The sequence below is a fragment of the Streptomyces sp. NPDC126503 genome, from assembly GCF_040302405.1.
In the GTDB taxonomy this organism is placed as follows: Bacteria; Actinomycetota; Actinomycetes; order Streptomycetales; family Streptomycetaceae; genus Streptomyces; species Streptomyces gulbargensis.
This window is the reverse complement of record NZ_JBEORS010000002.1, coordinates 381,069-406,976: the sequence shown is the minus strand read 5'-3', so window position 1 is coordinate 406,976 and position 25,908 is coordinate 381,069. Positions and strand designations below refer to the sequence as shown.

24 protein-coding genes and 1 tRNA gene are annotated in these 25,908 nt (G+C 69.7%); 10 read left to right on the top strand and 15 right to left on the bottom strand.

The window, feature by feature from the left end:
• Positions 1-25: 25 nt before the first annotated feature.
• From ABTY40_RS04680 to ABTY40_RS04645, 8 genes are all read right to left on the bottom strand, one after another.
• Complete coding sequence (locus tag ABTY40_RS04680) at positions 26-745, bottom strand: nitroreductase family protein (RefSeq protein WP_352058138.1); 720 nt, start codon at positions 743-745, stop codon at positions 26-28.
• The gene (locus ABTY40_RS04675) at positions 742-2,370 is read right to left on the bottom strand and encodes a nitroreductase family protein (RefSeq protein WP_352058137.1); all 1,629 of its coding nucleotides are present in this window, start codon (positions 2,368-2,370) and stop codon (positions 742-744) included. Before ABTY40_RS04675 ends, ABTY40_RS04680 begins: the two co-directional genes overlap by 4 nt.
• A gap of 210 nt (positions 2,371-2,580) precedes the next feature.
• The gene (locus tag ABTY40_RS04670; protein WP_352058136.1) at positions 2,581-3,231 is read right to left on the bottom strand and encodes a TOMM precursor leader peptide-binding protein; all 651 of its coding nucleotides are present in this window, start codon (positions 3,229-3,231) and stop codon (positions 2,581-2,583) included.
• 93 nt (positions 3,232-3,324) lie between these two features.
• Complete coding sequence (locus ABTY40_RS04665) at positions 3,325-4,821, bottom strand: YcaO-like family protein (RefSeq protein ID WP_352058135.1); 1,497 nt, start codon at positions 4,819-4,821, stop codon at positions 3,325-3,327.
• Positions 4,818-5,876: an ABC transporter permease gene (locus ABTY40_RS04660; RefSeq protein WP_352058134.1), complete on the bottom strand. Its 1,059-nt coding sequence runs from the start codon at positions 5,874-5,876 to the stop codon at positions 4,818-4,820. Before ABTY40_RS04660 ends, ABTY40_RS04665 begins: the two co-directional genes overlap by 4 nt.
• On the bottom strand, positions 5,873-6,760 hold the full coding sequence (locus tag ABTY40_RS04655) for an ABC transporter ATP-binding protein (protein ID WP_352058133.1): 888 nt from the start codon (positions 6,758-6,760) through the stop codon (positions 5,873-5,875). Before ABTY40_RS04655 ends, ABTY40_RS04660 begins: the two co-directional genes overlap by 4 nt.
• A gap of 150 nt (positions 6,761-6,910) precedes the next feature.
• Positions 6,911-7,198 carry a hypothetical protein gene (locus tag ABTY40_RS04650; RefSeq protein ID WP_352058132.1) on the bottom strand — a complete coding sequence of 96 codons (288 nt, stop codon included), beginning with the start codon at positions 7,196-7,198 and terminating at the stop codon, positions 6,911-6,913.
• Between the two features lie 433 nt (positions 7,199-7,631).
• Positions 7,632-8,087, bottom strand: coding sequence for an RICIN domain-containing protein (locus ABTY40_RS04645; RefSeq protein ID WP_352058131.1), 456 nt, complete (start codon positions 8,085-8,087; stop codon positions 7,632-7,634).
• 656 nt (positions 8,088-8,743) lie between these two features.
• Here ABTY40_RS04645 and ABTY40_RS04640 point away from each other — a divergent pair.
• Complete coding sequence (locus tag ABTY40_RS04640) at positions 8,744-9,199, top strand: hypothetical protein (protein ID WP_352058130.1); 456 nt, start codon at positions 8,744-8,746, stop codon at positions 9,197-9,199.
• 94 nt (positions 9,200-9,293) lie between these two features.
• Here ABTY40_RS04640 and ABTY40_RS04635 read toward each other — a convergent pair whose 3' ends face one another.
• From ABTY40_RS04635 to ABTY40_RS04625, 3 genes are all read right to left on the bottom strand, one after another.
• Positions 9,294-10,871: a class I SAM-dependent DNA methyltransferase gene (locus tag ABTY40_RS04635; protein WP_352058129.1), complete on the bottom strand. Its 1,578-nt coding sequence runs from the start codon at positions 10,869-10,871 to the stop codon at positions 9,294-9,296.
• Positions 10,871-12,184, bottom strand: a complete 1,314-nt coding sequence (locus tag ABTY40_RS04630) for a restriction endonuclease subunit S (RefSeq protein ID WP_352058238.1) — start codon at positions 12,182-12,184, stop codon at positions 10,871-10,873. Before ABTY40_RS04630 ends, ABTY40_RS04635 begins: the two co-directional genes overlap by 1 nt.
• A gap of 128 nt (positions 12,185-12,312) precedes the next feature.
• A complete protein-coding gene (locus ABTY40_RS04625) occupies positions 12,313-15,873 on the bottom strand; it encodes a type I restriction endonuclease subunit R (protein WP_352058128.1) in 3,561 nt (1,186 codons plus the stop codon).
• Positions 15,874-16,088: 215 nt separating this feature from the next.
• On the opposite strand from ABTY40_RS04625, the gene ABTY40_RS04620 reads away from it, so the two are divergent.
• Positions 16,089-16,652 carry an HD domain-containing protein gene (locus tag ABTY40_RS04620; protein WP_352058127.1) on the top strand — a complete coding sequence of 188 codons (564 nt, stop codon included), beginning with the start codon at positions 16,089-16,091 and terminating at the stop codon, positions 16,650-16,652.
• Here the strand turns inward: ABTY40_RS04620 and ABTY40_RS04615 are convergent.
• Both ABTY40_RS04615 and ABTY40_RS04610 read right to left on the bottom strand, forming a co-directional pair.
• On the bottom strand, positions 16,640-17,107 hold the full coding sequence (locus ABTY40_RS04615) for an NUDIX hydrolase (RefSeq protein WP_352058126.1): 468 nt from the start codon (positions 17,105-17,107) through the stop codon (positions 16,640-16,642). The genes ABTY40_RS04620 and ABTY40_RS04615 overlap by 13 nt on opposite strands.
• Entirely contained in the window at positions 17,094-17,867 is a 774-nt protein-coding gene (locus tag ABTY40_RS04610) for a DUF5919 domain-containing protein (protein ID WP_352058125.1), read from the bottom strand. The genes ABTY40_RS04615 and ABTY40_RS04610 overlap by 14 nt, the downstream gene beginning before the upstream one ends.
• A gap of 94 nt (positions 17,868-17,961) precedes the next feature.
• On the opposite strand from ABTY40_RS04610, the gene ABTY40_RS04605 reads away from it, so the two are divergent.
• The 8 genes from ABTY40_RS04605 to ABTY40_RS04570 all read left to right on the top strand — a co-directional run bounded on the left by ABTY40_RS04605 (position 17,962) and on the right by ABTY40_RS04570 (position 24,145).
• The gene (locus ABTY40_RS04605) at positions 17,962-18,654 is read left to right on the top strand and encodes an HAD family hydrolase (RefSeq protein WP_352058124.1); all 693 of its coding nucleotides are present in this window, start codon (positions 17,962-17,964) and stop codon (positions 18,652-18,654) included.
• Between the two features lie 144 nt (positions 18,655-18,798).
• Complete coding sequence (locus ABTY40_RS04600; RefSeq protein ID WP_352058123.1) at positions 18,799-19,365, top strand: adenylyl cyclase; 567 nt, start codon at positions 18,799-18,801, stop codon at positions 19,363-19,365.
• Positions 19,366-19,560: 195 nt separating this feature from the next.
• The gene (locus ABTY40_RS04595) at positions 19,561-20,070 is read left to right on the top strand and encodes a nucleoside-diphosphate kinase (RefSeq protein ID WP_352058122.1); all 510 of its coding nucleotides are present in this window, start codon (positions 19,561-19,563) and stop codon (positions 20,068-20,070) included.
• Positions 20,071-20,142: 72 nt separating this feature from the next.
• Complete coding sequence (locus tag ABTY40_RS04590; protein ID WP_352058121.1) at positions 20,143-20,442, top strand: hypothetical protein; 300 nt, start codon at positions 20,143-20,145, stop codon at positions 20,440-20,442.
• Between the two features lie 149 nt (positions 20,443-20,591).
• The gene (locus ABTY40_RS04585) at positions 20,592-21,179 is read left to right on the top strand and encodes a CYTH domain-containing protein (RefSeq protein ID WP_352058120.1); all 588 of its coding nucleotides are present in this window, start codon (positions 20,592-20,594) and stop codon (positions 21,177-21,179) included.
• Between the two features lie 39 nt (positions 21,180-21,218).
• Positions 21,219-21,989 (top strand): hypothetical protein, encoded by a 771-nt coding sequence (locus tag ABTY40_RS04580; protein ID WP_352058119.1) that lies wholly within the window; start codon positions 21,219-21,221, stop codon positions 21,987-21,989.
• On the top strand, positions 21,989-23,380 hold the full coding sequence (locus tag ABTY40_RS04575) for a hypothetical protein (RefSeq protein ID WP_352058118.1): 1,392 nt from the start codon (positions 21,989-21,991) through the stop codon (positions 23,378-23,380). Before ABTY40_RS04580 ends, ABTY40_RS04575 begins: the two co-directional genes overlap by 1 nt.
• 21 nt (positions 23,381-23,401) lie before the next feature.
• Positions 23,402-24,145, top strand: coding sequence for a class I SAM-dependent methyltransferase (locus tag ABTY40_RS04570; protein WP_352058117.1), 744 nt, complete (start codon positions 23,402-23,404; stop codon positions 24,143-24,145).
• A 54-nt stretch (positions 24,146-24,199) separates the two neighbouring features.
• On the opposite strand, the gene ABTY40_RS04565 is transcribed toward ABTY40_RS04570, so the two are convergent.
• Together ABTY40_RS04565 and ABTY40_RS04560 are read right to left on the bottom strand one after the other, a co-directional pair.
• Positions 24,200-24,273 (bottom strand) — tRNA-Thr (locus ABTY40_RS04565).
• Between the two features lie 85 nt (positions 24,274-24,358).
• The gene (locus ABTY40_RS04560) at positions 24,359-25,903 is read right to left on the bottom strand and encodes an alpha/beta hydrolase (protein WP_352058116.1); all 1,545 of its coding nucleotides are present in this window, start codon (positions 25,901-25,903) and stop codon (positions 24,359-24,361) included.
• Between the last annotated feature and the right edge of the window lie 5 nt (positions 25,904-25,908).

Genomic DNA, 25,908 nt, shown 5'->3' with positions numbered 1-25,908 from the left:
CCGCCCCGGACCGGGGCGGGAAGTCTCAGGGCGCCGACGGCGGCAGGCCGAGGGCCAGCGCGAAGATCTGCTGGCGGCTCGTTCCGTCGCTGAGCAGCGGGCCGCGGACGGCGGCCGGGATGAAGCCGGCGAAGACGCTGCCGACGAGGCCGTGGGCGACGCCGTCCAGCCACATCGCGTACGCGGCGGCGCCGGCGCGGGTCAGCAGCAGCCGGTAGCCGTGCCCGCCGTGGCGGTGGGCGGCGGCGTCCAGCGGGACGCCGAGGGAGACGATCGCGGCGGCGTCGGAGAACTCCGGCTGGAGCGTCATGCCGTAGCGGGCGGCTCCGGTGGGCAGTTCCATCACCGGGGTGAAGCCGCGCGTGACGGCGTCGAAGCGGTGGACGGCGGGCCGTATCCCGGTCAGCCGGTGGGCGACGACGGTCAGTTCGAGCGGCAGCTGTGCCGCCTCCCGGTCCCTACCGGCGTCCAGCTCCAGGGCGCGGGCCATGATGTCGGCGAGCAGTCCGGCCGGCAGGGGCTCGGGGGAGAAGCCGCGCAGCGAGCGCCGGTGCTCCAGGGTGGTCAGCAGGTCGTGGGGCGCGGCCGGGGGCGTGTACGGGGCGGCCGTCACGGCCGGTCCGAGCGCCGCCGGTACGGGGGCGGGCGCGGGGGCCGTGGCGAGGGCGGTCACGCCGGTCGCGGCGGGCGGCTGCTCGCGGAAGGACGCCAGCATGTCCAGGGCCAGTTCGTGCGGGGCGCTCACGGGGCTCCTCCCAGGTCGACGAGGGTGGTGATCGGTTCCAGGTCGGGGTCGATCCCCAGGGCCGCGCCCACCGCCGCGTCGTCCCAGCGGGTGCGGACGGCGCACGGCAGGTCCAGGGCGTGCGCGGCGGCGCGGAGCGTGGCGGTGGCGCAGCCGGCGTCGAGCAGGACGATCCGCAGGGCGAACGCCGAGTACTTCTTCGCCACCTTGGTGAAGTCGCCGGTGAGGACGACCGTCAGGGGCGCCTCGCCGGGCACCGCGCCCGGGTCGGCGGACAGCAGGGCCAGCCGGTGCGCGGAGGCCACGTACCCGTACACGCCGGGTCGCAGGCCGGGCACGTCGCGGACCACGAGGTGGGCGACGACGGAGCCGATGTTGCCGCCGCTCGCCGTCCAGCGCTGCACGCGGCCGGGGAGCACGGCACGGCGGCCCGCGGTGACGGCGAGGAGCAGGGCGGCGGTCGCGTCGTCGAGGCCGGTGGGCCGGGGGGAGCGCAGGAGCTCCAGCGGCGGTTCCGGGAGGGGGACGGCGGCGGCGACGGGCCAGGTCTTCTCGTCGTTCTGGAGGGCGATGTTCGAGGGCTTGTAGTGGGCCTGGTGGGCCTTGCCGTCGGCGTACGCGCGGGGCGGGAAGGCGATCGCCGCCTCGTAGCGCGCGGCGAGCGGCGGGTCCGCCGGGTCACCGCCGTGCGCGGCGGAGCAGTACGGGCAGCCGGGCCGGGTGGCGGCCGAGCGGCGCTGCTGGGAGAGGTCCGCCAGGTCGACCGTGCGCCACTGGGCGGGCAGCGGTCCGGGCGTGCTGCGGGAGAGCAGGGCGAACAGGTCGCGGGCGAACAGCGCGGCGGCCAGGTCGGCGTCACCGGGCAGCACCGGCCGGTCGTCGGCCGGGTCCTCGGCGGTGCGGCAGGCCAGGCAGGGCGTGAACGCCAGGTCCACGTACGGCCCGAGGTGCGCGGTGCGGCCGGTGAGCGCCAGGCGGAGGAGGGGGACGCCGGCCAGGGCGCAGGAGGCGGCGAGGGCCGCCGAGTCGTCCGGTCCGAGCCCGGCGGCGACCGCGAGGGTCGTCCCGGGTGCCGGTCCCCTGCCGGGGTCGGTGCCGGTGGCGGCCCGTACGAGCGAGTCGGTGAGGTGGCGGTGGGCGGCGGCGGCGAGCGGGCCGGTGCCGAAGACCTCGACGCGGGCCCGGGCCAGCCGGTCCAGGGCTTCCTCCCAGGCGTGGTTCGCGCCGGTGGAGTCGCCGATGCGGGAGAGGAAGTCGGCCGTCGGGGCGGGGACGGCCGCGGCGCGGGCGGCCGACTCCGGGGGTGCGGCCTCCTCGATGAGGCCGCAGGTCCACAGCAGGGAGAGGGCCTTGAAGACGGTGGTGGCCGGGATGCCGAGGGCGCCGGCGACGTCCTCGTGGCCGCGGCTGCCGTCGAGCAGGGGCAGCAGGCGCGGGAGGAGGTCCCGGGCGGCGGCGCCGCGCAGCAGCTGCTTCTTGGGGGTTCCTTCGACGACGAGGGCCTCGGGCGTGTGGTGCAGGGAGAGCCCGCGCCGGAGCCTGGGCCGTGCCGGGACGTGGAACTGCGGGTCGTTCAGGGCGGCCGAGGCCATGGCTTCGGCGGTGATCACAGAGTGGTCCGGCATCGAGGCCTCCTTTCCGGTTCGGGACGTACGGGCGGGGCGCGCGGGAGGCGCGCGGGGCGCGGCGTACGGGCCGGTCGAGCGGTACGGGTGCGAGAGCGGGGCCGGGTACGCGGGCCTGGTACGCGTACGGGGTACGGGTACCGGCCGGGCGTACGGGGGCGGTGCGGCCCCCGGGCGGGCGGGGTCAGGGGTTCGGGCGGGGCGGCGGGCTCACCGGGACGACAGGGCCGCGAGGTCGGCCGCGAGCCCCGCGAACGTCTCCAGGCGGCTCTCGGCGGTGCGGGCCGGCCGGCAGCGGTCGCACCGGTCCACGGCGACGACGGCGGCGCTGGAGGTCGTGCCCTCCACGAGTCCGAAGACACGGACCGTGGCGCCGATCCCCTCCGCCGCGCCCGGCTCACCGGGCCCGGCCAGGGCCTCGCGCACCGCCTGGCCGGCGAGGCCCACGGCGATGGCGACGTGGTGCGGGGCGTACCCGGAGACCTGTTGCGCGCCGGTGTCCGCGCCGGTGGTGCGGTCGGTCGTCGGCGGGGTGTGCTGGGCGCGGCGGCGGGTGTAGCAGCGGTGGCACGCGGTGCGGCCGGGCACGACCACCGGTCCGCACCGCAGATCGAGGGGGCCGGCCTGGACGGGGAACCAGGGCCGCTTCCAGGTGTGGGCGGCGGCGTCCACCATGTCGGCCAGCACCTCGCGGTCCTGTCCGGCGGCCAGGACGATCAGGTCGCTGTCCGGCCAGAGGCTCGGGTGGGTGCCCTGGCTCACGTCGAGCACGGTGCTCCCGGGGTGGCGGGCGCCGAGCCCTTCGGCGACGGCCGCGCCGAACGCTCCCGCGGTGAGGATCAGCAGGCGCGGATCGGTCATCTTCGGACTCTCCTCGTCGGTGGTTCGCGGCAGGGGTGGGGGGGAGTGGGGGCGGGGCCGCGGGCGCCCGGTGGGCGTCCGCGGTCCGGCCGGTCAGGCGAAGGGCTGCGGGTGCGGGTTGATGTCGGCCTCGCCGCGCACCGGGTGCCCCATGGCGGCGGGAGCCGCGTACAGCCGGGGGTGCGCCAGGTAGCGGGCGCGGTGGACGAAGGACAGCGGCATGAGTTCCGGGACGAGCATCCGGACGACCGTGGCGCCGACCTGCGCGGCCTCGTCGGTGGTGAGGTCGACGCCGATGACCTCGCAGCCCCGGGCGTGCAGCCGTGCCAGCAGCCAGGCCAGGGCCGGCAGCGGCTCCTCGGACGGGGCCCGGGGGAGGTCGCGCAGCCCGTGCACCGGCCGGTCGCCCTCCAGGAGGAAGTCGAAGCGGTGGCGCTGGGACAGCGGGCCGGACAGCAGGGCGCCGTCCACGACGCTCACGATGTCCTCCTCCGCCATCGGTGTGCCGGAGGCGGTGGCGGCGTCCTTCTCGGCGGCCTTCGCCATGTGGCGCAGGGCGATCCGCAGCGAGGAGGCCTCGCGGTAGAGCTTGGCGATGCCCTTGCCGGGGTCCAGTTCCGCCGTCGCGGCCACGAGCTGGGCGATGACCCGGTCGTCGTCGGCCAGCTGCACCCCGTAGATGACCGGGATGCCGAGGTCGGTCGTCGCGTCGTACAGCTGGGTCCGCAGGTGGGGGCTGCTGCCCCGCTCCACGAAGGCCCGGAACTCCGGTGCCAGTTCGGCCGGATCGAACTCCAGCCGGGGCAGGCGCAGTCGCTGCAGCCAGGTCAGGGCGATGGCGTCGCGCTCGACGATCTCCAGGATGCCGTTGACGACGGCGGCGGCCGGGTCGGAGTGGGCGGCGCAGCCGGTGGAGACCGGATGGACGAAACGTTCCGCCATGGACTCGACCGGGTTCTTCAGCCAGACCTGCACGGCCGGCACGTACACCGGACGGTTGCGGGTGAAGGACCAGCCGCGGACCCAGCGCATCGGGCCGCCGGGGTCGGTGGCGACCAGGCCGCTGCGGGGGTCGGCCAGTTCGGCCGGCGAGCAGCGGGGCCACCGGTCGCTGGTGACGGCGTCCTCGCCGAGCTCGGCGGCGGTCGCCCAGATGATCTGCTCGGGATCCCGGGCGCAGGAGGAGTAGCGTTCCAGCGATTCGGCGACCGCGAGGTGCGCGGCCCGCTCCGGATCGAGGTCGCCACCGGCTCCGTCGAAGTTCCCCGAGCTGGGGTTGTGCTCCCAGCCCGTCTGTTCCCTGAGCACCTCGCCGGGGTTGCCGAGCGAGGCCGTGAAGATCGGGAAGTCGGGCTCGCCCTCGGCGACGGGGAGCCGGGTCACCCGGTTCACCAGGCCGTACGGGGAGGCGAGTTGGCCGATCCGCAGCAGGGACTCCGGTATCGGGGGGTGCCGCCGGTCCCGTCCGGCGCCCGTGTGCGCCGCGGTCGCCGTGCCCGTCACCGTCACCGTCGCGTCCGGCGCGTACAGCGCCTCCGCCGTGCCCGTCACCGCCGCCGTGTACGGGGTCGTCGTGTCCGCCGTCATCATCCACGCTCCGTGTCCCAGCGGAACGTCCGTGCCGCGAGGGCCGTGAGCCCCGCGGCCGTCGCCGCCATCACTGTCCAGTCCAGCCACAGGGCGTGGCGGGTGATCCCGCCGACCACGTCGTGGCGCAGGGCGTCTCCGAACATCGCCAGCGGGGTCCAGGAGAGCGGGCCCGCCACCGCGTCGGGGAGAAGTTCGAGGGGGAAGAGAAGTCCGGTGCTCATCAGCAGGACCGGGGTGAGCAGCCCGGAGATCGCGTTGGTCACCTCGGGCGAGGAGAGCAGTCCGCCGAGCAGGTAGCCGAGGGCCAGCAGCATCACCAGGCCGATGGCCGTGGTCAGGAGCAGCCGCAGCGTCGAGGCCGGTTCCAGGAGTCCGCCGGCGACGGCGCCGGCACCCATCAGGGCGAGCACGGCGAGTGCCAGCAGTCCCCGGCCGGGGAGCAGCGAGAGCAGGACGGCGGGCCGCCGGGCCGGTGTGGTGGACAGCAGCCGCAGGGTTCCGCTGGCCCGCATCGCCACGAGCGCGGAGGCCGTGCCGGTGAGGGCGAGCGAGAGCAGCGCGAAGGCCAGGACTCCGGGGATGACGAAGGCCATCGGGTCGAAGAGGGTGGTTCCGTCGGTGCCGAGGGCCGTCACCTCCCAGCCCTGCCACGCGGTGCCGTCCAGGGCGGCGCGTACCGCCGCGACCACGGAGGGCTGTTCGGGGTCGACGGCCATCCGCAGGGTGTGGGAGGCCTCGTCGGGGACGATCAGCGCCGCCTTGCCCGGCTGCGGTCCCGGTCGCGGGACGGCGACGGCCGTACTGCCGTCGCCCAGGGCCTCCTGGAGGGCGGCCGCCTGCGGGCCGGTACCGACCACGGCGAGCTCGAAGGGGCCCCGTACCCAGGTCAGTTGCATGAGGACGACGAAGAAGACCGCCATCAGCAGCGGGAAGACCACGCTGAAGAAGAGTGCCGCCGGGTCGCGGAGGAGCTGGCGGGTCATGGCCCGGGAGAGCGCCCGCCACTGGCGGGTCGTCGACACGGGTGGTGCGCCGAGACCGAGAGGGGTGGTCATCGCTTCTCCTCCTGTTCCGTTCCGGATCCGAGCGGGGTGCCGGTGAGGCGGAGGAACACGTCCTCCAGGGTCGCGGGGCGCGGCCGTACGTCGGCCCCGGCGTCGAGGCCGGTGATCCACGCGGCCGTGGCGTGCGGGTCGTCCGCCGTCACCTCGAACCGCGTGCGGCCGGAGCGGCCGGTCGACTCGACGGCGGTCATGACGTCGCCGAAGCGGGCGCGGACCCGGTCGGCGAGGCCGGCGTCACCGGTGCGTACGGACACGACGCCGCCGGGCGCGTGCCGTGCGATCAGCTCCGTCGGGGAGCCGGCCGCCACCATCCGTCCTTCGTGCAGGACGGCGAGGCGGTCGCACATCTCCTCCGCCTCGGCCATGGCGTGGGTGGTGAGCAGGAAGGTGGTGCCTCCGGCCTGTGCCCTGCGGATGAGGTCCCAGACGGCGTGCCGGGCGTGCGGGTCGAGTCCCGTGGTGGGTTCGTCGAGGACGACCACCGGGGTGTCGCCGACGAGCGCCGTGGCGAGCAGCAGCCGCTGCTGCTGCCCCCCGGAGAGCCGGGCGGCACGCGCCCGGGCCTTCTCGGCCAGGCCGATCTCGTCGAGCAGCGCGTCCACGTCCCGGGGTGCCGGGTACAGGGCGGCCCAGGTCTCCAGGGTCTCCCGCACCGTGAGCCTCGGGAAGAGGCTGGCCTGCTGCGGCTGGAGGGCGAGGGAGGCGCGCAGGACGTCGGTCCGTACGAGCGCGTCCTCACCGAGGACGGTGATCCGTCCCTGGTCGGGCCGGCGAAGGCCCGCGATGGCCGAGATGGTGCTGGTCTTGCCGGCTCCGTTGCGGCCGAGGAGACCGAAGATCTCACCGGGAGCGACCGAGAAGGAAATTCCCGCCACCGCTTCGACGCCAGCGTATCTCACACGGAGACCGGCCACTTCGAGAACGGATTCCGAACGCCCCGCGAATTCCATGGAACCAGGGAGCCGACTTGTCATGACCACTCTGCTCTCGCCCTTCGAATCAGCAGTCTGAGGCAAAGCCGGGAACTACTGCCAGCCGTTGACCGGCTTGCAGTGCGGGATCTGGACCGGATACGGGATGCTCTGCTGGATTCCGCAGATCAGTTCCGTGACGGCGGGCGGTACGAGCACCGAGGCCTGTCCCGGCCACTCCATGTGCTCACCGCCGTGCGTGCCGGTGCTGTACGGCGCGGCGGTGACGACCGCATTCCGGTCGCCGTTCCGCTCCGTGGCCGCCGCGCTGCCGGTCGCCATGGTCCAGCCGGTCAGGCCGAGCGCCAGACAAACCGCTGCCGAGGTGAATCGGTTCCGCATGTTTCCCCCTGGGTTCCGTTTCCGTGATCCCTTGCGTTTCCGCTGAGGAAGACAATGCCAGCGGGGCAGGGGGGACTCCACGAATTCCGGTGTCAGCTTGATGCAGAACCCCCGGCAACAAGCTGACGGACCCACGAAACCCCAGGTGACGGCCGTGCCCGCGGGGGCCGGCCCCGGCCGTCGGGGCACGGGCGCCGACGGGTTCCTGGTCCGGACCTGTTGCCCTCCCCCGGAGAGGTGAAGGAGGATGTCCGGCACGGCACCACGGCAGGGACGGCCGTCCGGATCCCGTACCAGGGCCTGACCAGGGGATTGACCGCCGAAGACCCGCCGGGCGCCGTCATGAACGGGCCGAGGCCCGCCCTCTGCGACAGGGCGGGCCTCGGTCTCATCGCACGCGCGCTCGCTCAGCGCGCTCGCCGACCGCGCGCGGTCAGCTCCACTTCTGGTAGTTGCCCCCGTTGTAGGAGTGCGTGTACACCTGCCGGTTGGCGTTGCTGTCGAGCACGAAGCCGGTGGCGACGTTCTTCAGCACGTAACCCGTGCCGCTGTAGCTGATGACCCACTTCTGGTAGCTGCCGCCGTTGCAGGAATGCGTGTAGACGGCCCGCGCGGCGTTGCTGTCCAGGCAGAATCCGGTGGCCTGGTTCCGCACGGTGTAACCACCGCTGACGGACGAAACCGTCCACTTCTGGTAGGCACCGGTATTGCAGGAGTGCGTGTAGACGGCGCGATCGGCGTTGCTGTCCAGACAGAAGCCCGTGGCGACGTTCTGGAACTGCTCCGTGCCCGGAACAGAGGCCTGTGCCGGTGCCGTCATGGCGAGAACGCCGGCCCCCGCCATGGCCACGGAGGCAAAAGCAGAGACCAGGTTCTTTCGCTTGAACATAATGTCCCCTTCGCTGTGGCTGATTGCCGCGATGAACGTAGCGGAGGCCGATCGGCGGCAACAACGGCGCTCAGAAATACCGCCGCCCGCACCATCGGCCGCGCGCCAAGAATCCGCGTTCCGCGACGCGGGCCCGACTCCTCTGCTAAGGAGGTGACCCACAGCGATCACACCCCCCGGAACGCTCCACTCTGGGCGACAGAAATGGAGTCCACTCCTCCGCCTCGATGTCCACAGGAGCGAAAGGAGCACCGGTTTGCCCTTCTTTGCACTCTTGCGGACCATCTTTCCGGAGTGCGGACTTCCTCCCCCAGGTTCGGCGCGATCCCCGCGACTCCCGCCACGAAATCCGGCCCGCTCCCTGGCGCCAACTCGCCAGGGAAATCCCGGCAAGCCCGGAACCAACCACCCCGCGACGCCGTCGCCTCCCCCGCCCGCCCCCGGGCAACAGAGAAGGCCCGGTCGGGACGATGTCCGACCGGGCCTTCCTTCCCTCCGCGAGGGCGAACTGGACCTGGTCGTGAACCGCTTCACCTACACCGTCACGATCCAGCAGGAGTCTCCCCAGTCCACCGATCCGAAGCGCTCGAAGAGCCTCGTGATCGAACTCGGCTACAGCCGATCCAGCCGTCAGTCCCCCTGGGCGCAAGCGCTGGGTGCTGGAGGACATCCTGGGAGCAGTGCTCCGGGAGATCGAGACCCGCGCCGTAGAAGACGCCCAGCGGAAGGCGGACGAGGAACGGGCGAAGGCGGAGCGCGAGGTTCGCTGGCGGGCGACCATGGAGAAGGCGAAGGAGTTAGCCGCCCAGGAGCAACATGCCGAGGTACTCCGCGCGCAAGCCAGCCAGTGGCAGGAAGCGGCAAACCTGAGCGCGTACTGCAACGCCCTGGAGCGCCGGCTGGAAGAGACGGCCGGAGAAGACGAGGCGGCGGTGGCCTCGGCGCGAGGGTGGCTAGCCTGGGCACGCCGTTACGTTCAGAGCCTCGACCCACTGACCCGTCTACCCGCCATGCCCACCGCTCGTGAACCGAAGCCCGAGGAACTGGCGCCGTACCTGAACGGCTGGAGCCCGCACGGCCCCGAAGCACACCGCGGATGGGGAGCCCGCTGAGAAGAAACAGGGACCCTACGAGGCACTCCCCCACCAAGCTGATGCCGGCCTCGTATCTTGGGCGAGACCGGCACCGGCGAAGGTCCGCCCTGCCCTACGCCTCCGCGATGACTTCCTCGGCTGCGATGTCCGGCTTGACCTCGCCGCCCAGGGCCTCAGCGATGGCCTCAAACTCGGCGAGGGCGGCCTGGAGGTCCTCCACGATCTCCTGGGCGATGACCTCGGGAGGGAGCAGGCTGTCGGCGTCGTCGAGCGCCGGGTCCTTCAGCCAGGTGACGTCGAGGTTGACTTTGTCACGGGCGATGAGCTCCTCGTACGTGAACCGCTTGAAGCGGCCGTCCTCGGTCTCCTTGCGCGCCGAGCGGTCGTCCGCCTTGTACGCCTCGATGAAGTCGGCCAGGTCAGCCAGGCGGAGGGGACGCTGCTTGAGCGTGAAGTGCATCCCGGTCCGGAAGTCGTACACCCAGACCTCGGACGTGTTGGGTACGTCGTCGGCCCGCGGGGGCTTCTTCTCGAAAAACAGGACATTCGCCTTGACGCCACCAGCGTAGAAGATGCCTGTAGGCAGACGCAGAATCGTGTGGACGTTGAACTCCTGGAGGAGGCGCCGCCGGATCTTTTCACCGGCCCCGCCCTCGAACAACACATTGTCGGGCAGGACAACCGCAGCACGGCCGTCCATCTCCATCAGTGACATGATGTGCTGCAGGAAGTTCAGTTGCTTGTTTGTCGTCGTCGCACGGAAGTCAGACCGGTCGTAACTGATGTCCTCCCGGTCCGTCTTGCCATCCGTACCCCTGACAGTGATCGCCGACTTCTTACCAAACGGCGGATTGGCAAGGACGAGCGAGGCACGCCGAGAAGGTGCGTCGGCAAGGGCGTCACCCGTGGTGATGAGAGATTCTCCACCAGCCTCACCAATGCCGTGCAGCAACATGTTCATCGCGGCGAGGCGGGCGGTACCGGGGACGAGCTCGTTCCCCCAGATTGTCCCCTGTCCAAGCGCGAGGCGCTGGTCACGCGAGAGGCCCTTGAGGTGATGCTCGCGGATGTGGCTGTGGGCCGCGATCAGGAAGCCTGCGGTACCGCAGGCTGGGTCAGTGATCGTATCCGTGGGGCCGGGCCGCATCACCTGGACCATGGCGTCGATCAACGGTCGGGGAGTGAAGTACTGGCCTGCGCCGGTCTTAGTGTCTTCAGCGCCCTTGGCAAGCAGCCCCTCATAAGCGTCGCCCTTCAGGTCCGTGCCTTCGAGGACCCAGTCGGTCTTCCCGATTAGTTCGACGACGAGCTTTTCGAGGAGGGCGGGCTCCGTGATCCGGTTCTGGGCCTTTGCGAAAACGGTACCCAACGTGGTGCCAGGATGCTTTCCAAGCTCAGTGAGCACCCTGCGGTAGTGGGCTTCCAACTCCTCACCGCGCTTGGAGACAAGCGACTGCCAATCCAAGTTCGCGGGCACGATCGGAGCTGCCGCTTCCTCAGCGAATGGATCGGCGGCGAGCTCGTCAGCCATCTTGAGGAAGAGCAAGTACGAAAGTTGCTCAACGTACTCGATGGTCGACAAGCCGTTATCGCGCAAAACGTTGCAGTAGTTCCACAGCTTAGCGACGAGCGAGTTAGTCTGGACGACCGCCTTGGCGGGGGTGGTCGAAGTGGTCTCGGTGGTGCTCATCAGAGCTCAAACTCCTGCTGAACGGCGGTACGGGAGACGGAGGACGAGACGGCCGAGGGAGCCGGAGCCGGTTTGGACGCGGTCGTGCCCGCCGCCTTTCGTGGCCGGCGACCTCGGCCGGTCGCCACGCCCCTGCTCGACGATGCTCGCCCGACCCTAATCTGCTCGAGTAGCGCGCTGGCGGGCTCGTCCTCAGGATTCTGTGGGACGAGGGCGCCATCGAAGGCACGGGCAAGCAGGGCCTTGCGAAGACTCTTAGCGCGCTGGAGGCCCTGGCTCAGCCCGCGTTCCAAGGCATCTGCGTCTGTCAGCAGTTCTTCGCAACGCTGAACAAGGCGCTTCTGCTCTTCCAACGGCGGAATCGGGAACTCCACGGATTTCAGGCGCTTAGAAGAGAGATGCGCAATGTTCGTCGTAATTCGAACCTCCCGCATAAACCGGCGAGCGTGCAGGTGCCGACGAAACACCATCAACGCCCATTCGGGCAAGACATCAGGACGCGCCCGGAAGCGCAGGAGGCTATTTGTGAATGCCACGCCAGCAGGCTCACCTCGGTAAAGCGCGGGACGGCCAACCAGGTGGGGACTCTGACCCTCGTTGAGTAGGATGTCTCCGGGCTCAAGCTTGTACCGATCGAACACCCCAGAGAAGTCCATCTCCATGACGTCGGCCGTGTCGATTCGGTCCTCGAATACGTTAGCTACGCGCAAATAGGGATGCATCTCCGGGCCATGGTGCCAGTCCGGGTGTCGCTGTCGACCGAGGTCGATAGCGCCTGCCTCGCCAACCGTCGTGACCTCCCACGACTCAGGACAATCCCCCGGCACGAGCGACAGCAGGACTGCCTTACGGAAAGAGGAGACCTTGCGGTGGGCAGCCTCTAGGTCTCGAACGGCAGCGTCAAGACGGGAGAGGTGGTCTTCGAGAACCTCGACCACACGGCGCTGTTCTGCAAGCGGCGGCACCGCGACCTGAACCGTCTCGAGGTTCTTCCTAGAGATTCGCTTCCTCGTTGTGCCAGTCTGAAGGCTGCTAATCTGACCTCGCACTTGCGGAGAGTTAATAGCCCACATGAGCCATCGATTGTCGACACCGTGACGGCCCGGCCTGATGACGCAGACATCGACCACAGTAACTGCAGGTCGATTTCCTCCCGGATAAATACACGCGCGACCCAACGGGTCCGGCATTCGGGCTACGAGAACGTCACCTTCCCGAATAAAGGTACAACGGAGCTCGTCGGCCTTTGCAAGGGTTAGCGATCGGTTGCTCCGATCACGAAAGAAGCCGTCCCCAACATCCGCCAGCTGCACAAGGCGAACCTCGCCGTCGGGATCCTGGTCCTTACTTTCGACCCAGTCACCATCACTGAGGACGCCATCGATTGAAACGAGATCCGCCAACGGAGCCAGGTCCCACCCCGGCGGCAGTTCGGTGTTTCTCAAGCCAGTTCTCGATTCAGCTCATTCAGGAGGTCGTGAGGGTCGCGCCCCGGAAAGGCCAAGGCCAGGCCCTTACCGCCGCCACGCTTATTAAATGGTTCGGCTCGGAAGTCTGCCGGAGCGATGCCGACGTCACTAGCGACAACGTCGCGGATGGCCTCCAACCACCACATCTGGTCCTCCGTGAACTCCACGCCAGCCTGCTTCTGCCGGAGCAGCCAGCCTTCGAAGCGTTCCTCTACCGTCTCACGGTACGGCTTCAGCTCCGAATCGATGCCGAGCTCGTACCGGATGAGCGAGATGAGATCAGGTACGCCGGCCTCGCTGCCAGGCTGCTCGGTGGCGCGGCCGAGGTCCTCGTAGTAGTTCCACAGGACCTGAGGGGTCCAGGCGAAGTTGGGGCGGCGGATCTTGTCCGCCAACTCCTTGAGCGCGTCGTACGCCTCGGTGGGCCCTACCGAGCGGGGGCTGGAGAGAGCGATCGAGATCGCCGCAATCTTGTCTCGTTCTTCCCTGAGCAGGCGGCTCCAGCGGTCGACCTGCTCTCGCGCCCGTTCCTCTCGGGGAATCGCGTGGACATCGGTGACCGAGACCGCGGTGGTCTCGTCCATTACGTAATCCTTGTCCCGACGGATCTCGATGATCAGCTTTCGCAGGTCCGGGCTGCCCGTGAGCGGAGCCACTGCCGATACGACCAATGCGTGGGCCGCTTTCTCGCCACCCTCGGCTTTGGCCTGGTCCTGCCTGTCGGGGTCGACGGCCTTGACGATGGCGCTCGCGATCTCCGAGAGGGAGCGGCCACCTGCAGCCTTCGCGATCTGGTCGCGCTCGCCGTCGTTGAGCTGCTGATTAAGACGCGCCAGACGGCCAGCGAGGATCTCCGCCTCGGAGGCACTGATCGACTTGGTACCAGCCTTGTCGAGAAGCTTGGCCAAGGAGACCTGGCGTTCCCCAGCCGGGACGAGCGGGCGGGCGTCTACGAGCGGTGAGTCGGTGACGCCCACGGCGTCCACAAGAACGAAGCGCTCCTTACGCACCCGCTCATCCCCGCCAGGGGTCACCTCGCGGAGCTCAGTCGGGTCGATGGTGCGAGCGCCACGTCCCTTCATCTGCTCGAAGAGGACCGCGCTGCGCACCTCCCGCAGGAAGATCACGCACTCCAGCGCCTTGACGTCGGTGCCGGTCGCGATCATGTCGACGGTCACGGCAATCCGGAGGCGCGGGGACGTCCGCAGGGCACGAATCAGCTCGTCCGGGTCCTCGCCGGCCTTGCGGCTCTTGTACGTGATCTTCTTGGCAAATTCATCGCCCCGTCCGAAGACCTCCTTGGCCTGGGCCAAGACGTCCTCAGCGTGGTCCTCGCCGACCGCGAAGATCAGCGTCTTGGGGACTTCCTTGCGGCCGGGGAACCACCGCTGCCAGTTGTCCCGATAGGCAGCGAGGACGGCTCGGATCTCGTCGACGGCCACCACCGAGCGTCCGATCTGGCGGGTGGTGTAGGTGAAGTCGTCGGCCAGCTGCTCGTAGCGCTGGTAGCGGGTCTTCCGGTCACGGATCTTGACCGTCGTGCCCTCTTCTATGGTCGCGCCGCCGTTCTCCCGCAAATCTGTGTGGATGCGGATGACATCGAAGTCGACGTTGACACTGTCGGCTACTGCCTGGGCATAGGTGTACTCCGAGACCAGGTTCCGGCCGAAGAAGCCGAGGGTCTGCAGGGTCGGGGTGGCGGTCAGCCCCACGAGGTGAGCGTCGAAGTACTCCAACACCGCGCGCCAGAGGCCGTAGATCGAGCGGTGGCACTCGTCCACGATGATCAAGTCGAAGGACTCGATCGGCACGGCCGGGTTGTAGCCCACCTCAATGGGCCGCTCGGCGGCGTAGGACTCCTCGTACGCCGTATCGTCGTTCGCCTCGTCTACCGGGTCGTCGTCGATGAGCCGCTCGCCGGTCAGCAGGCGGTACATCTTCTGGATCGTGCAGATCACTACCGAGCTGCTGTCCTGCAGTCCCGCTGCACCCAGGCGCTCGACGTTGTAGATGTCGGAGAACTTGCGGCCGTCGTCCGGGGTCGTGAACTTCCGGAACTCGTCCAGCGCCTGCTTACCGAGGTTGTTTCGGTCCACCAGGAACAGCACGCGCCGAGCTCGAGCGTGCTTGAGCAGCCGATACGTCTGGGAGACGGCGGTGTAGGTCTTGCCCGCGCCGGTCGCCATCTGAATCAAGGCCCGCGGCTTGTCCAGGGCAAGCGACTTCTCCAGCTCCTTGATCGCCTCGAACTGCGCCGGCCGCAGGGCGTTACGGTGCAGCTCCGGAACACTACGCAGTGCGGCGCGGAAGGTCGGGGCCGCCGGGTGCTCCTCGGCGCGGCGCATCCAGTCGGCGATGGTCTCCGGCTTGTGGAACGCGAACACCTCACGAGATCGCGCCTCGGGATCCAACCGGTTGATGAAGTACGTCTCCGTGCCTGTGGTCGCGTACCGGAACGCGAACGGCTCCTCCTCGCGCCACACGGCGAGCCGGTGCTCCTTGAGTACTCCGCCTGCGTAGCGGTCGTTCTGCGCGACCGCACTGGCCAGGTGCGTGCCCTCACGCTTGGCCTCGATGACGCCGGCGATCTGTCCGTCCACGTACAAGACGTAGTCGGCCCGTCCCGTGGCGAGCGTGAACTCTCGCACGGCCACGCCACTACCAGCCATGGGGTTAACCTCGCTGCGGTCCTGCACCACCCAGCCGGCAGCGCGCAGCAGCTTGTCGATCTCCTTACGCGCTTCAATCTCGTTCAGCGGAGCCTTCCGCTGCGCACGATGGATAATCGCGTCGCGAGCCGCCGGATCGACCTTCCGCGGGGCCTGGCGGGCCTCTTCGTACGCGGAAGTCTGAGCAACGCGCATCTCTGCGACCTGTGCTGCCAGCTGCTCGATTCGCGCGAGGAGCTCCGCGTTGTTCGCGCTGGCACTGGCGATGAGGCGCTCCGCCTCGGCCCGGGCCTTCCGCTCGGCCTCCAGCTCGCTCGTGGACTCCGTGAGACGCGTGCGCGCGTCGGTCAGGGCCTGGCGGTGCCCGTCCAGGGCCTCATTCAGTTCCGCGGCCTCCTCCGGATCCGAGAGGCGCTCAACCGCCTGCGGATCTGTAGGAGGCACGAACTCCACGACCGTGCGACGCCCGGAGATCGCGTCGTGGAACCACAGGCCGAGCTTGTAGCAGACCCGGACGGCGTCCAGCGCCCGTGCCGTATCGAACAGGTGGGCATGGGCAGCCTTGTTGCGGTCCACCCGCAACTGATCGAAATCCCGCCGCGTCTCAGGAATCAGGACGCCGGCCCGTGTCAGGGCGGTCAACCGGTCGATCTGCCGATCGCCGTCCACCCGCATGCCGATCCGAGTAATGAGCTCCTCTGCAAGGACTTCGCCGAACTGGCCCGCCTGGACGAGCGAGGAGTTCGGGTTCGTGAAGACCGTGGCCTCGGCCTGCGCGCCGTAGAGGGACAGCAGAGGCTTCAGTGGGTAGAGGATGCCGAAGTTCGGAGAGGACTTCGCCAGTTTCTGCAGCCGCTCGTCCATGTCCCCCACCAGCTACTCCGTCCTCGTGGCACCGGCCGTGATGCGTCCCTGCTGTGTCGAATCGGCACAAGTCTAGAAGCGGAACGGGCAGCGGGAAGTAGAAAATTGATCTACTGACCTGTGGTGACACGGGGATGGCCAGTGCCAGTCGAAGCCAAGTCCAATCGCATATCTGGTCAGGCTTGTGCGAGCCAAGCCCGGGGCAGAGAGCTGGCATGGGTGATCAGATCGAAGAGTGGGCGACGCAGGTCGCGGAAGCCGCGCTCAGCAGCACGCTTCCACGCAGGTGGGCGCATACGCAGGGAGTGGCCAGACGCGCGGTCGAAATAAGTCAGGTTCTCGGCCAGGAGGCCGGCCTACTCGTCGCCGCTGCCACGCTGCACGACGTCGGGTACGTACCGCGCCTGGCCACGACCGGGTTCCATCCGCTGGACGGTGCCCGGTTCCTCCGCGATGAGCACGGGGCCGACGAGCGGCTGACGCGACTGGTCGCGAACCACTCGTTCGCGCTCCTGGAGGCCGAGGAGCGGGGGCTGCGGGAGGAGCTCGCAGGCGAGTTCCCCTTGCTGGAGGAACCCCTGCTGGTGGACGCGCTCGTCTACTGCGACATGACGACCACACCCGACGGCGGCCGGACCACCACTGAGGAACGGGTCGCGGAGATCCTTGGCCGCTACGGGGACGACAGCGTGGTCGGGCGGTTCATCCGTCGGGCGGCGCCGGACATCTTCGCCGCCGTGGGGCGGGTGGAAGCCGAGCTGGCGGCTCAGCCGAGGTAGGGGTAGGTGCCGGCGAGGTAGTCGCCGATCTGCTGGCGCATGCTGGCGTGGATGTCGTACTGGTCGAGGTCGGCCGGCTGGACGAAGCGGACGCCGTCGGCCTCGTCGTTGATCGTGGGCTCGCCGCCGACGGGTCGGCCGATGTAGGTGTTCTCGTACTGCTGGCGGATCTCGCCGTCGGTGTACGCCACGATGTGGTTCGGGTTGGTGTAGACGCCGAGGAAGCCGGTGATCTCGGCGACGATCCCCGTCTCCTCCAGGCACTCGCGTACCGCGCACTCGGCGGCGGTCTCGCCGATGTCCTGGGCGCCTCCGGGTAGCGCCCACTGGCCCGTGTCACGGCGGCGCTGGAGCAGGATGGCGCCGCTGTCGTCGACGACCAGGAGGTTGCTGGCGGGGATGAGGGTGTTGGCCTTGGGGGCGTCGGGGTCGTTGTAGTACTCAGTCCTGCCCACGTGCGGCGGTCCCCTCCTGATCGGGTGTCCACGGCCGTGCGCCGGCCCAGACGGCGTCGAAGCTCTGAGCGTAGTTGTCGAACCAGCCGCCTTCGGTGCCCTGCTTGAGGTGGAGCACCGGGTTGGCGCTGGCGGGGCGTCCCCACACGTGGGGGTTGACCAGCAGGTTCTCGTCGTAGAGGAAGAGCGAGGTGTACAGGGTGGTGTCGTGCAGTCGTACCTCGCACCCCGACTTCCCCAGGAGGGGACGGTAGTAGGTCAGGGAGGCGCGGATCTTCGCCGCGAGCGTGTCGCCGATGCCTTCCTCCCGGCCCCGGACGGCGACCGCCCCGCCGGTGGGGTCGCCGAAGCACAGCCGTACGCGGACGCCGGCCTGCGCACGCTCGGCGAGCATCCGGGCCACGTCGGGGTTGGACTGGGCGAAGAAGGTGCCCGAGAAGACGAGCACGCTGATCTCCTTCTGCGCTCCTCGAAGCAGCGAGATCCACATCTCCCGGGGCACGCTCGCCCGGTTCGCGTAGGTGCCGACGAGTTCACCGTCGGAAGTCGGCGCTGTCCGCGTCGCGCGGGACTGCTGCGGGGGCCAGAGGAAGGACTCCTCGACGCGCAGGTGCTGGGCCGCGGCGAATCGGTGGCGCCGGTGGGGAACGCGCCCGCCGAGCCAGCGGCCTACGGTCTTGGGGTCCACTTCGCAGATCTCGGCGAGCGACTCGATCGAGACGCCTCGCTGGGCGAGTACGGAATGCAGTCGCTCGTTCACGCTGGTCATGCAAGCGTGGGACGGGGAGGCGGGGCAAGGACGTATTGGGACGTCTTCACCGGGTCACTCTCGGCCGTCTCCCTACGCTGGCGCCATGCAGCTCATTGTTCTGTGGGACATCGACCACACGCTCATCGAGAACGCCGGGGTGAGCAAGGAGATCTACGCGAGCGCGTTCTCCTTCCTCGCGGGGCGGGATCCGGATGGGCCGGCGCGGACGGAGGGCCGTACGGATCGCCTGATCATGCGGGAGCTGATTGTCCGGCACGGTGTCCCCGTGCCGGACTGGACCGTCGTGGAAGCGGCTCTCGCCAAGGCGGGGGAAGGGCGTGCGGAGGATCTGCGCCGTCGCGGAAGCGCCCTGCCTGGGGTGCGTGAGGCTCTCGCGGCAGCGGCTGACCGGCATCGCTGGATCTCGTCCGTTCTGACGGGGAACATCGCGGCCAACGCCGTCGTGAAGCTTTCCGCCTTCGGGCTGGACACGCTCCTCGACCTGTCCGTGGGCGCGTACGGCGCCGACGCGGATCTGCGACCGGACCTCGTGGAAGTGGCTCGTGAGCGGGCCCGTCGGCTCCGAGGCGTTGGAGCGGACGTCCCGGTGGTGCTCGTCGGTGACACGCCTCGGGACGTCGAAGCCGCGCTCACGACCGGCTCGCAAATCATCGCGGTCGCGTCCGGTATCCACAGCGAAGAAGAGTTGCGAGCGGCGGGAGCCTCCGTGGTCCTGAGGGACCTGTCCGAGACCTCTCGGGTGCTGGATCTGCTGGAGCGCGCCGCACAGCGATGAAACGTCCCAGGACGTCCTGCCTGGCGTCCGCAGACGCGGTGACGATGTCCCCTTCTCCTTCCCCATCATCTGTCTCAGCACGGATCGCAAGTCAGCGATCGCCCGAAGGGACGGTCGCTGGCCTCACGAGGGGAGAAGGGGGCCATGAAGCGCGAGTGCGAAGTCCGGTTCCTGGATGTCGACGCCGCCGACATCCGCACCAGGCTCGGCCGGGTTGGGGCCGTCCAGAGGGTCCCCTGGGCGCTGCGTACGTGCTGGATCTTCGAGGGGGAGGTTCTGGACCCCGGTCTCTGTCTGCGCCTCTGTGGACAGGGCGCCCGCGTCAGCCTCGCGCTGGGTTCGTCCTGTGCCTCCTCGGCGCTGCAGGGCAGTGCGGTCGTCGAGACCGTGGTGTCCGACCGCGTGTCCGCGGTGGAGATCCTTCGCAAGCTGGGCCTGCGCGAGACCCGCTATCAGGAGCACTTCCGCGAGGAGTGGCGGCTGGGGGAAGCGGCGTTCTCGATCGAGGCGTGGCCCGACCTCCCCGTGCTCGTCGCGGTCGCCGGCCCCGATGAGGCGTCCGTCCGGCAGGCGGCGGCTTTGATCGGGTTCGACTTCGGCGATGCCCAAGCCGGGAGCGTCGAGCAGGTCTACCTGAACGCGACCAGGCGCAACGTGCTTGCCGAACCCACCCTCCTCTTCGCTGATACCGCCCATGCCCGTGCGACGTGACCTGGCACGAGGGGCGACAGCCGAACTCACCACTGGCCGGCCGACCCCATCAGGCGATGGTCTCGGCCACTTGGCCGATAAGCCTTCAATCGCTCAACTGCCTTGCGCGGAACGGGGTTACGCCGCCGGTAACCTCGGGCGGGCGAGGCGCCGAGCGCCCGCCATCTGGCCTGCCTGAAAGCTGAAAGGGAATCGATGGCCCAGGATCTGGAAAACACCGTGGAGCGCACGCTCGTCCTTCTCAAGCCCGACGCTCTGGTCCGCGGTTTCGGCGGGAAGATCATCAGCCGGTTCGAGGACGCCGCGCTGAAGATCGTCGGCGTGAAGATGAAGCAGATGGACGCCGAGTTCACCCGGCGCCACTACTTCGACCTGGAGGAGCGGCTCGGCCCGGAGGTCTACAACCTCACCGCGACCTTCATGCAGCAGGGCCCCGTCATCGCGCTCGTCCTGGAGGGCTTCGACGCGGTCGCGACCGTACGGAAGATCGTCGGCAGCACGTACCCGAACGAGGCCCCGGCCGGCACCATCCGAGGCGACTTCTCGCACTACAGCCGTGGTGCCAGCACCGCCTCCGGGAAGGCCGTGGCGAACCTCGTGCACGCCTCCGGCAACAAGGAGGAGGCCGACCAGGAGGTGGCGCTCTGGTTCGACAAGGACGAGCTCCACGACTACCGCACCCTCGCGGAGATCTTCACGTACTGACCCGCACTGAGGTCACCTCTCGGAAGCCGACGCGTTGAACACCACCCAGCACCAACGTAGGAGAGAAGACCCATGACCAACCCGACCCGCGTCGCCTCCGCAGCCGAGCTGGAGAGCGTCTTCCAGCAGGAGCTGGCCACCGACCGCTGGGCCGCGGCGGAGACCGCCTTCACCCTCGCCATCCAGAGCCGTGATGCCGGCGACTGGGACAAGTCCCGCGAGTGGGCCAGGCAGTGCATGACCCTGCTCGCCGGCTTCCCCAGCGACACCGAGGGCGACGTCGCCACCAAGAGGGTGGCGGTCGGCGGCGTCCTCCTGCCGAACTACCTGCACGAAGGCGTCCTGCGCGACCGCTTCGGCGACTTCGACTGACGTACGACCCCGGCGACGGTGCGGCACCCGGCGACGGGCCGCACCCCGCCGGCCGCTGACCAACCACACATCACGTCCAACCGAGCTAGCCCCCATGCGCGGGACGGCTCGGGCGGACCACCCATGCCTCATTCCGGAAAGGAGCCCCTGTGGCCATCGAGATCGAGATGCGTGCCCGGTTCGACGAGGAGACGTACGAGAAGCTCCTCGTCCGCCTCGCGGCGGAGGCCGAGGACCTCGGCTGCGACGACAAGAACATCTACTTCTACGTGCTGCCCGACCAGCTGCTGAAGGTCACCGACAACACGGCCGCCGGCTCGGCGAAGATCACGCTCAAGGCCAGCAAGATCGGCCAGGGCGCCGCCTTCCCCGAGACGGAGTTCACCATCGCCCGGGACGACGTGCCGGCCGCCGTGCGGATCTTCAACGCCCTCGGCTTCGAGGGCACCATGCACCAGGCGTTCAACCAGCGGCACAACTTCCGCTTCCGTGGGGTCGAGATCGCCGTGAAGTGGAGCGAGGCGTGGGGGCACCACGCCGAGTTCGAGGTCCTCCTCGACGAGGGTGCCGGCGCCACCGCTCAGGAGGAGGCCACCGCCCGCATCCGCGGCGTCGCCGACGAGCTCGGTATCCACCTGATGACCGAGCAGGAGCTCGCCGACTTCACGGCCGCCTTCGAGGCCGCCGAGCAGGAGCGCAAAGAGAAGGAGGCGGCGACCGCCGCCACCGCCAGCTAGGCATCCGCTGTCGCAGACCACCATGAGGGGGTGGGCCCGATGAGCACGACCCTGCCGACCGACAGTCTGGTCGAGCTGGCCGCGCGCAAGCAGCTTCCGCACCACCAGTACACCGATACCGCCACCGTCCGCTGGATCGCCGCCAACCGGCCGGACCTCCCTGACGGCCCGCCTCCTCCCACCCTGCGACCGAGCTCACGGCAGCTCGTGGCCCGCGCGGCCCTGCCTGCCGACTGGCTGGCCGAGGCCAGGTGCCACGACTCGCTCCACGGCATCCGGCACGCCGTACGGACCGCCGCCATGGCCGCCCTCCTCGCCGAGGCCACCGGTCTCGGCGAAGACGACACCGCCACCCTCGTCCTGGCCGCGGCCGTGCACGACTGCCGCCGGCTCCACGACAAGGACGACATCGGCCACGGCGCCCGCGCCGCCATCTGGCTCACGGACAACGCCAGCGACGTCTGGGACCGCTTCGGCCTCACCCCGACGCCCAGCCGCGTCACCGCAGCCGGCACGGCGGTCCGGCTACACGACCTGCCGTACGAGAACTTCTCGCCGGACGACCACGCCGACCACGCCCGTACGAGGACGATCACCGACCTCCTCAAGGCCGCCGACGCCCTGGACCGCTACCGCCTGCCCAAACTCACCTGGTGGCCCGACCCCACCCGTGTCCGCTCCGAGGCGTTCGCCGACCTGCGCACCACCGCCTTCGAACTCGTCGTCCGATCCGAGTCCGAGTGGCTGGCCGGAGCCGACAGCGCGGAAGCCGTCCTCAGCAGCCTGGCAAGCATGGAGCTGATCGGCTGATGGACTTCCTCGACGCCTACGAGCAGTGGGCCGACGCCCACTCCTTCTTCGACACCACCCTCATCCCCAGCCCCACCGACAGCCAGGACCCTCTCGCCGCGCAGACCGCGGCCTGGGACCAGCGCCTGGCCGACACGCCCAACGGCCGGCTCCTGCGGGACAACGCGATGTTCCGGGCCCTGGGGACGGGCAACAAGCTCCACCTGCTCCACGTCACGCACGCCCTGGAGCAGATCAGCGAGCACGGCGCGCTTTACCCCTCTGGAGGCTGCCTGGTCGGCAGCGTCTACTGCGCGCCCCTCACGGCCTCCGAGCGCGGCTTCCGCATGCACAACCTCGGCGAGTACATCCTGACCAAGGAGGCCCCGGCCTTCGTGGCGAAGGCCGAGGCGCCGAGGCGGGAGCCGACGCCGCTGATCTTCGAGGTCTCCCTCCCGCCGCAGGCGTATCGGGGCCTGGCCGGCGTGGACTACCTCCGTCTCGGCTCGATCCACCTGCAGATCTACAGCCGCCTGGAGTACCTGCTCTCCAAGGCCGAACGCCACCAGCTGCGCGAGACGATCGTCAGCCGGATCAAGAACTCCGCGGCCTTCCTCGCCCCGGCGGCTGCCGTCGCCCACCAGGGCGCCACGGTCTCGCCGGAGAACTTCCTCCGGCTCCTGGACGAGACCATCCCCCGCTTACCGATCCTCGGCTACGTGTACTTCGAGGCCCTGGCCGAGTACCTGATGCTGCACTCCACCACGGACGACACCCGCGAGCGGGCCGAGCACGGCGAGTTCAACAACTGGCTCTACAAGGACATGCTGTTCGCGTCCTTCCCGGACATGGCCGGGAAGTTCGATCTCGCGAGGTTCCGGCCCTCGCCCACCGGCCTGGCCACGCTCCTGGCCCGCATCGACCCGAGCCTCGACGTGCGCCACGCCCGCGCCTACCTGACCGAGCGGATCAGCCACCTCGTCGCGGCCCGCCTCTTCACCCCCGGCCAGGTCCCCGAAGCCTGGCACCGCACCCGCTGGGAGTTCGACGGCCTCTCCACCCAGCTCGGACCGCTCCTCGGCCACCTCATCCACCGAGAGCTCCGCACCTTCGGCCGGTACCCGGACTTCTACTTCTACTACGACCAGCACAAGGCGCTCCAGGCGTGGAACTACTGGAACCACATGGACATCATCGCGCCCTTCAACGGCACGATCCCCAAGGGCGAGATCGGCATCAACCCCGCCTACCCCGACCTTGAGTACCGGGTCTGGAGGGCCGAGCAGGACGAGGCGGGCCACCTGCATCCTGTCGAGCAGCTGGACCTGACGATCGCCCCACGCCTGGTCGACATCAAGTACACGCTCATGCGCAACAACCAGTGGACCGCCCCGGCCTCCGCCTCCGTTTGACCCGAGAGGACCCAACGCGCGATGAACCAGTCCCGCCCGAACGGCACTTCTGTCGACCACCTCGGCGAGCAGGTCACCGCTCTCCTCGCTGACCCCGCCACCACCCACGGTCTTGCCCGGACTCTCCGCGCCGCGGCCAAAGAGATCGATCTCAGCCGCTACCACCGCGCCAGCCAGAAGACATACCCCAGCGGCCGGATCGACTCCACCCCGAAACATGTCCAGGTCGGCGGGGGCGCCCACCGCATCGACGGCTTCTTCAACATCGACCTCGTCCCGCCGGCCGACGTCCTGTGGGACGTCCGCGAAGGGCTGCCGTTGCACGACGGCTCGGTGGAGACGTTGTTCTCCGAGCACTTCCTGGAGCACGTCGACTACCCGGTGTCCGCCAAGCGGTACGCCAGCGAAGCGCACCGCGTCCTGGCCCCCGGCGGCCGGCTCATCACCGGCGTGCCGGACGCGGCGTTCGTTCTCACTCCCTACCCGGCGGATGCGGGGGAGGCCCAGGAGATGATCGAGCGCTGGTACGCGAAGCGGACGTGCCGCGAGGACATCGACACCTACCTCGACCTGATCAATTACGTCTTCCGCGACCAGGACGATGACCCGACGTACACCCCCCACCTATGGGCCTATGACCTGGACAAGCTCCGCCAGCTGTTCACGGAGGCCGGCTTCGCGAGTGTCGAGCCGTGGGAGTTCGATCGGACAATGGCCAACCCGAAGCGGGAGTGGGGCAGCGTCTATGTCGTCGCTGTCCGATAAGGAACACAACAGAAAAGGCCCGGTCGGGACGATGTCCGACCGGGCCTTCCTCTGAGCCGCCTTCGGGATTCGAACCCGAGACCTACGCATTACGAGTGCGTTGCTCTGGCCAACTGAGCTAAGGCGGCGTGCCGTGCGGACCCATGGCGGGTGCAGCAGCGTCGCCAAGTCTACACAGGTTCCGGGGGTGCTCCGCACACCCCCGGAGAGGGGCTAGGAGCAGCGCTTTCCGTCCGGGGGGACCGTGCCCTCCAGGAGGTAGGCGTTGATCGCGGTATCGACGCAGTCGCTGCCCCGGCCGTAGGCGGTGTGGCCGTCGCCGTCGTAGGTGAGGAGGCTGCCGGACGCCAGCTGGCCGGCGAGGGACCGGGCCCACTTGTAGGGGGTCGCCGGGTCGCGGGTGGTGCCGACGACCAGGATCGGGGCGGCGCCCTCGGCGGTGATGCGGTGGGGGCGGCCGGTCGGCGGGGTGGGCCAGTAGGTGCAGTTCAGGGCCGCCCAGGCCAGGCCCTTGCCGAAGACCGGGGAGGCCTTCTCGAAGGAGGGCACCGCCTTCGCGGCGTCGGCGGGACCGCCGTAGGCCGCGGGGAGGTCGAGGCAGTTCACGGCCGCGTTCGCCGACATGAGGTTGGCGTAGCTGCCGTCGGTCCCGCGCTCGTAGTAGCTGTCGGCCAGGGCCAGCAGGGCCGATCCCTCGCCGCCCATCGCCCGGGTCAGGGCCTCGCGGAGCTGGGGCCAGGCGCCCTCGTCGTACATCGCCGCGATCACCCCGGTGGTGGCGAGCGACTCGCCGAGCGCGCGGCGTTCGCCCGTCGGCACCGGCTCGGCGTCCACGTCGCGGAAGAACTTCCTCATCGCCTCGCCGGCCTCCTCGACCGACCCGGTGCCGAGCGGGCAGTCCGGGGTGCGGACGCAGTCGGCGGCGAAGGCGCGGAAGGCCGTCTCGAAGCCGGCGGTCTGGTCGCGGTTGAGGTCGACGGCCGACAGGGACGGGTCCATGGCCCCGTCGAGGACGAGGCGGCCCACCCGGCCGGGGAAGAGCTCGGCGTAGGTGGCGCCGAGGAAGGTGCCGTACGACGCCCCGACGTAGGTCAGCTTCTCGTCGCCGAGGACGGCGCGCAGGATGTCCATGTCACGCGCCGTATCGACGGTGGAGACGTGCGGAAGGACCTCGCCCGAGCGCTTCGCGCAGCCGGCCGCGAACCGCTGGAAGGCGGTGGCGAGGGCGCCGGTCTCGGCCGCCGTGTCGGGGGTCTGGTCGACCTGGGTGTACGTGTCCATCTCGGGGCCCGTCAGGCACTCGACGGGCTCGCTGCGCGCCACGCCGCGCGGGTCGACGGCCACCATGTCGTAGCGGGCGCGGACCGGCGCCGGGTAGCCGATGCCCGCGTATCCCTGGAGGTAGCCGACGGCCGAGCCGCCGGGCCCGCCCGGGTTGACCAGGAGCGAGCCGAGCCGCTTGCCGGGGCCGGTGGCCCGCACCCGGGAGACGGCGAGGTCGATATCGCCCGCCCCGGGCTTCGCGTAGTCCAGCGGGGCGCGGAGCGTGGCGCACTGGAAACCGGGGGCCCCGCAGTCCCGCCAGGTCAGTTTCTGGCCGTAGAACTTCTTCAGCGCCTCCGGGGAGGCGGAGGGCGCGGCAGCGGCCGCGTGCGGGGCGGGTGCGGCGGCGTCGCTTCCGCCCGAGCAACCGGAGAGGATCAGTCCGGCGGCCGCGAGGGCCGTGGCGGACGTACGGAGCAAACGCCTGGAGTCCATCCCCG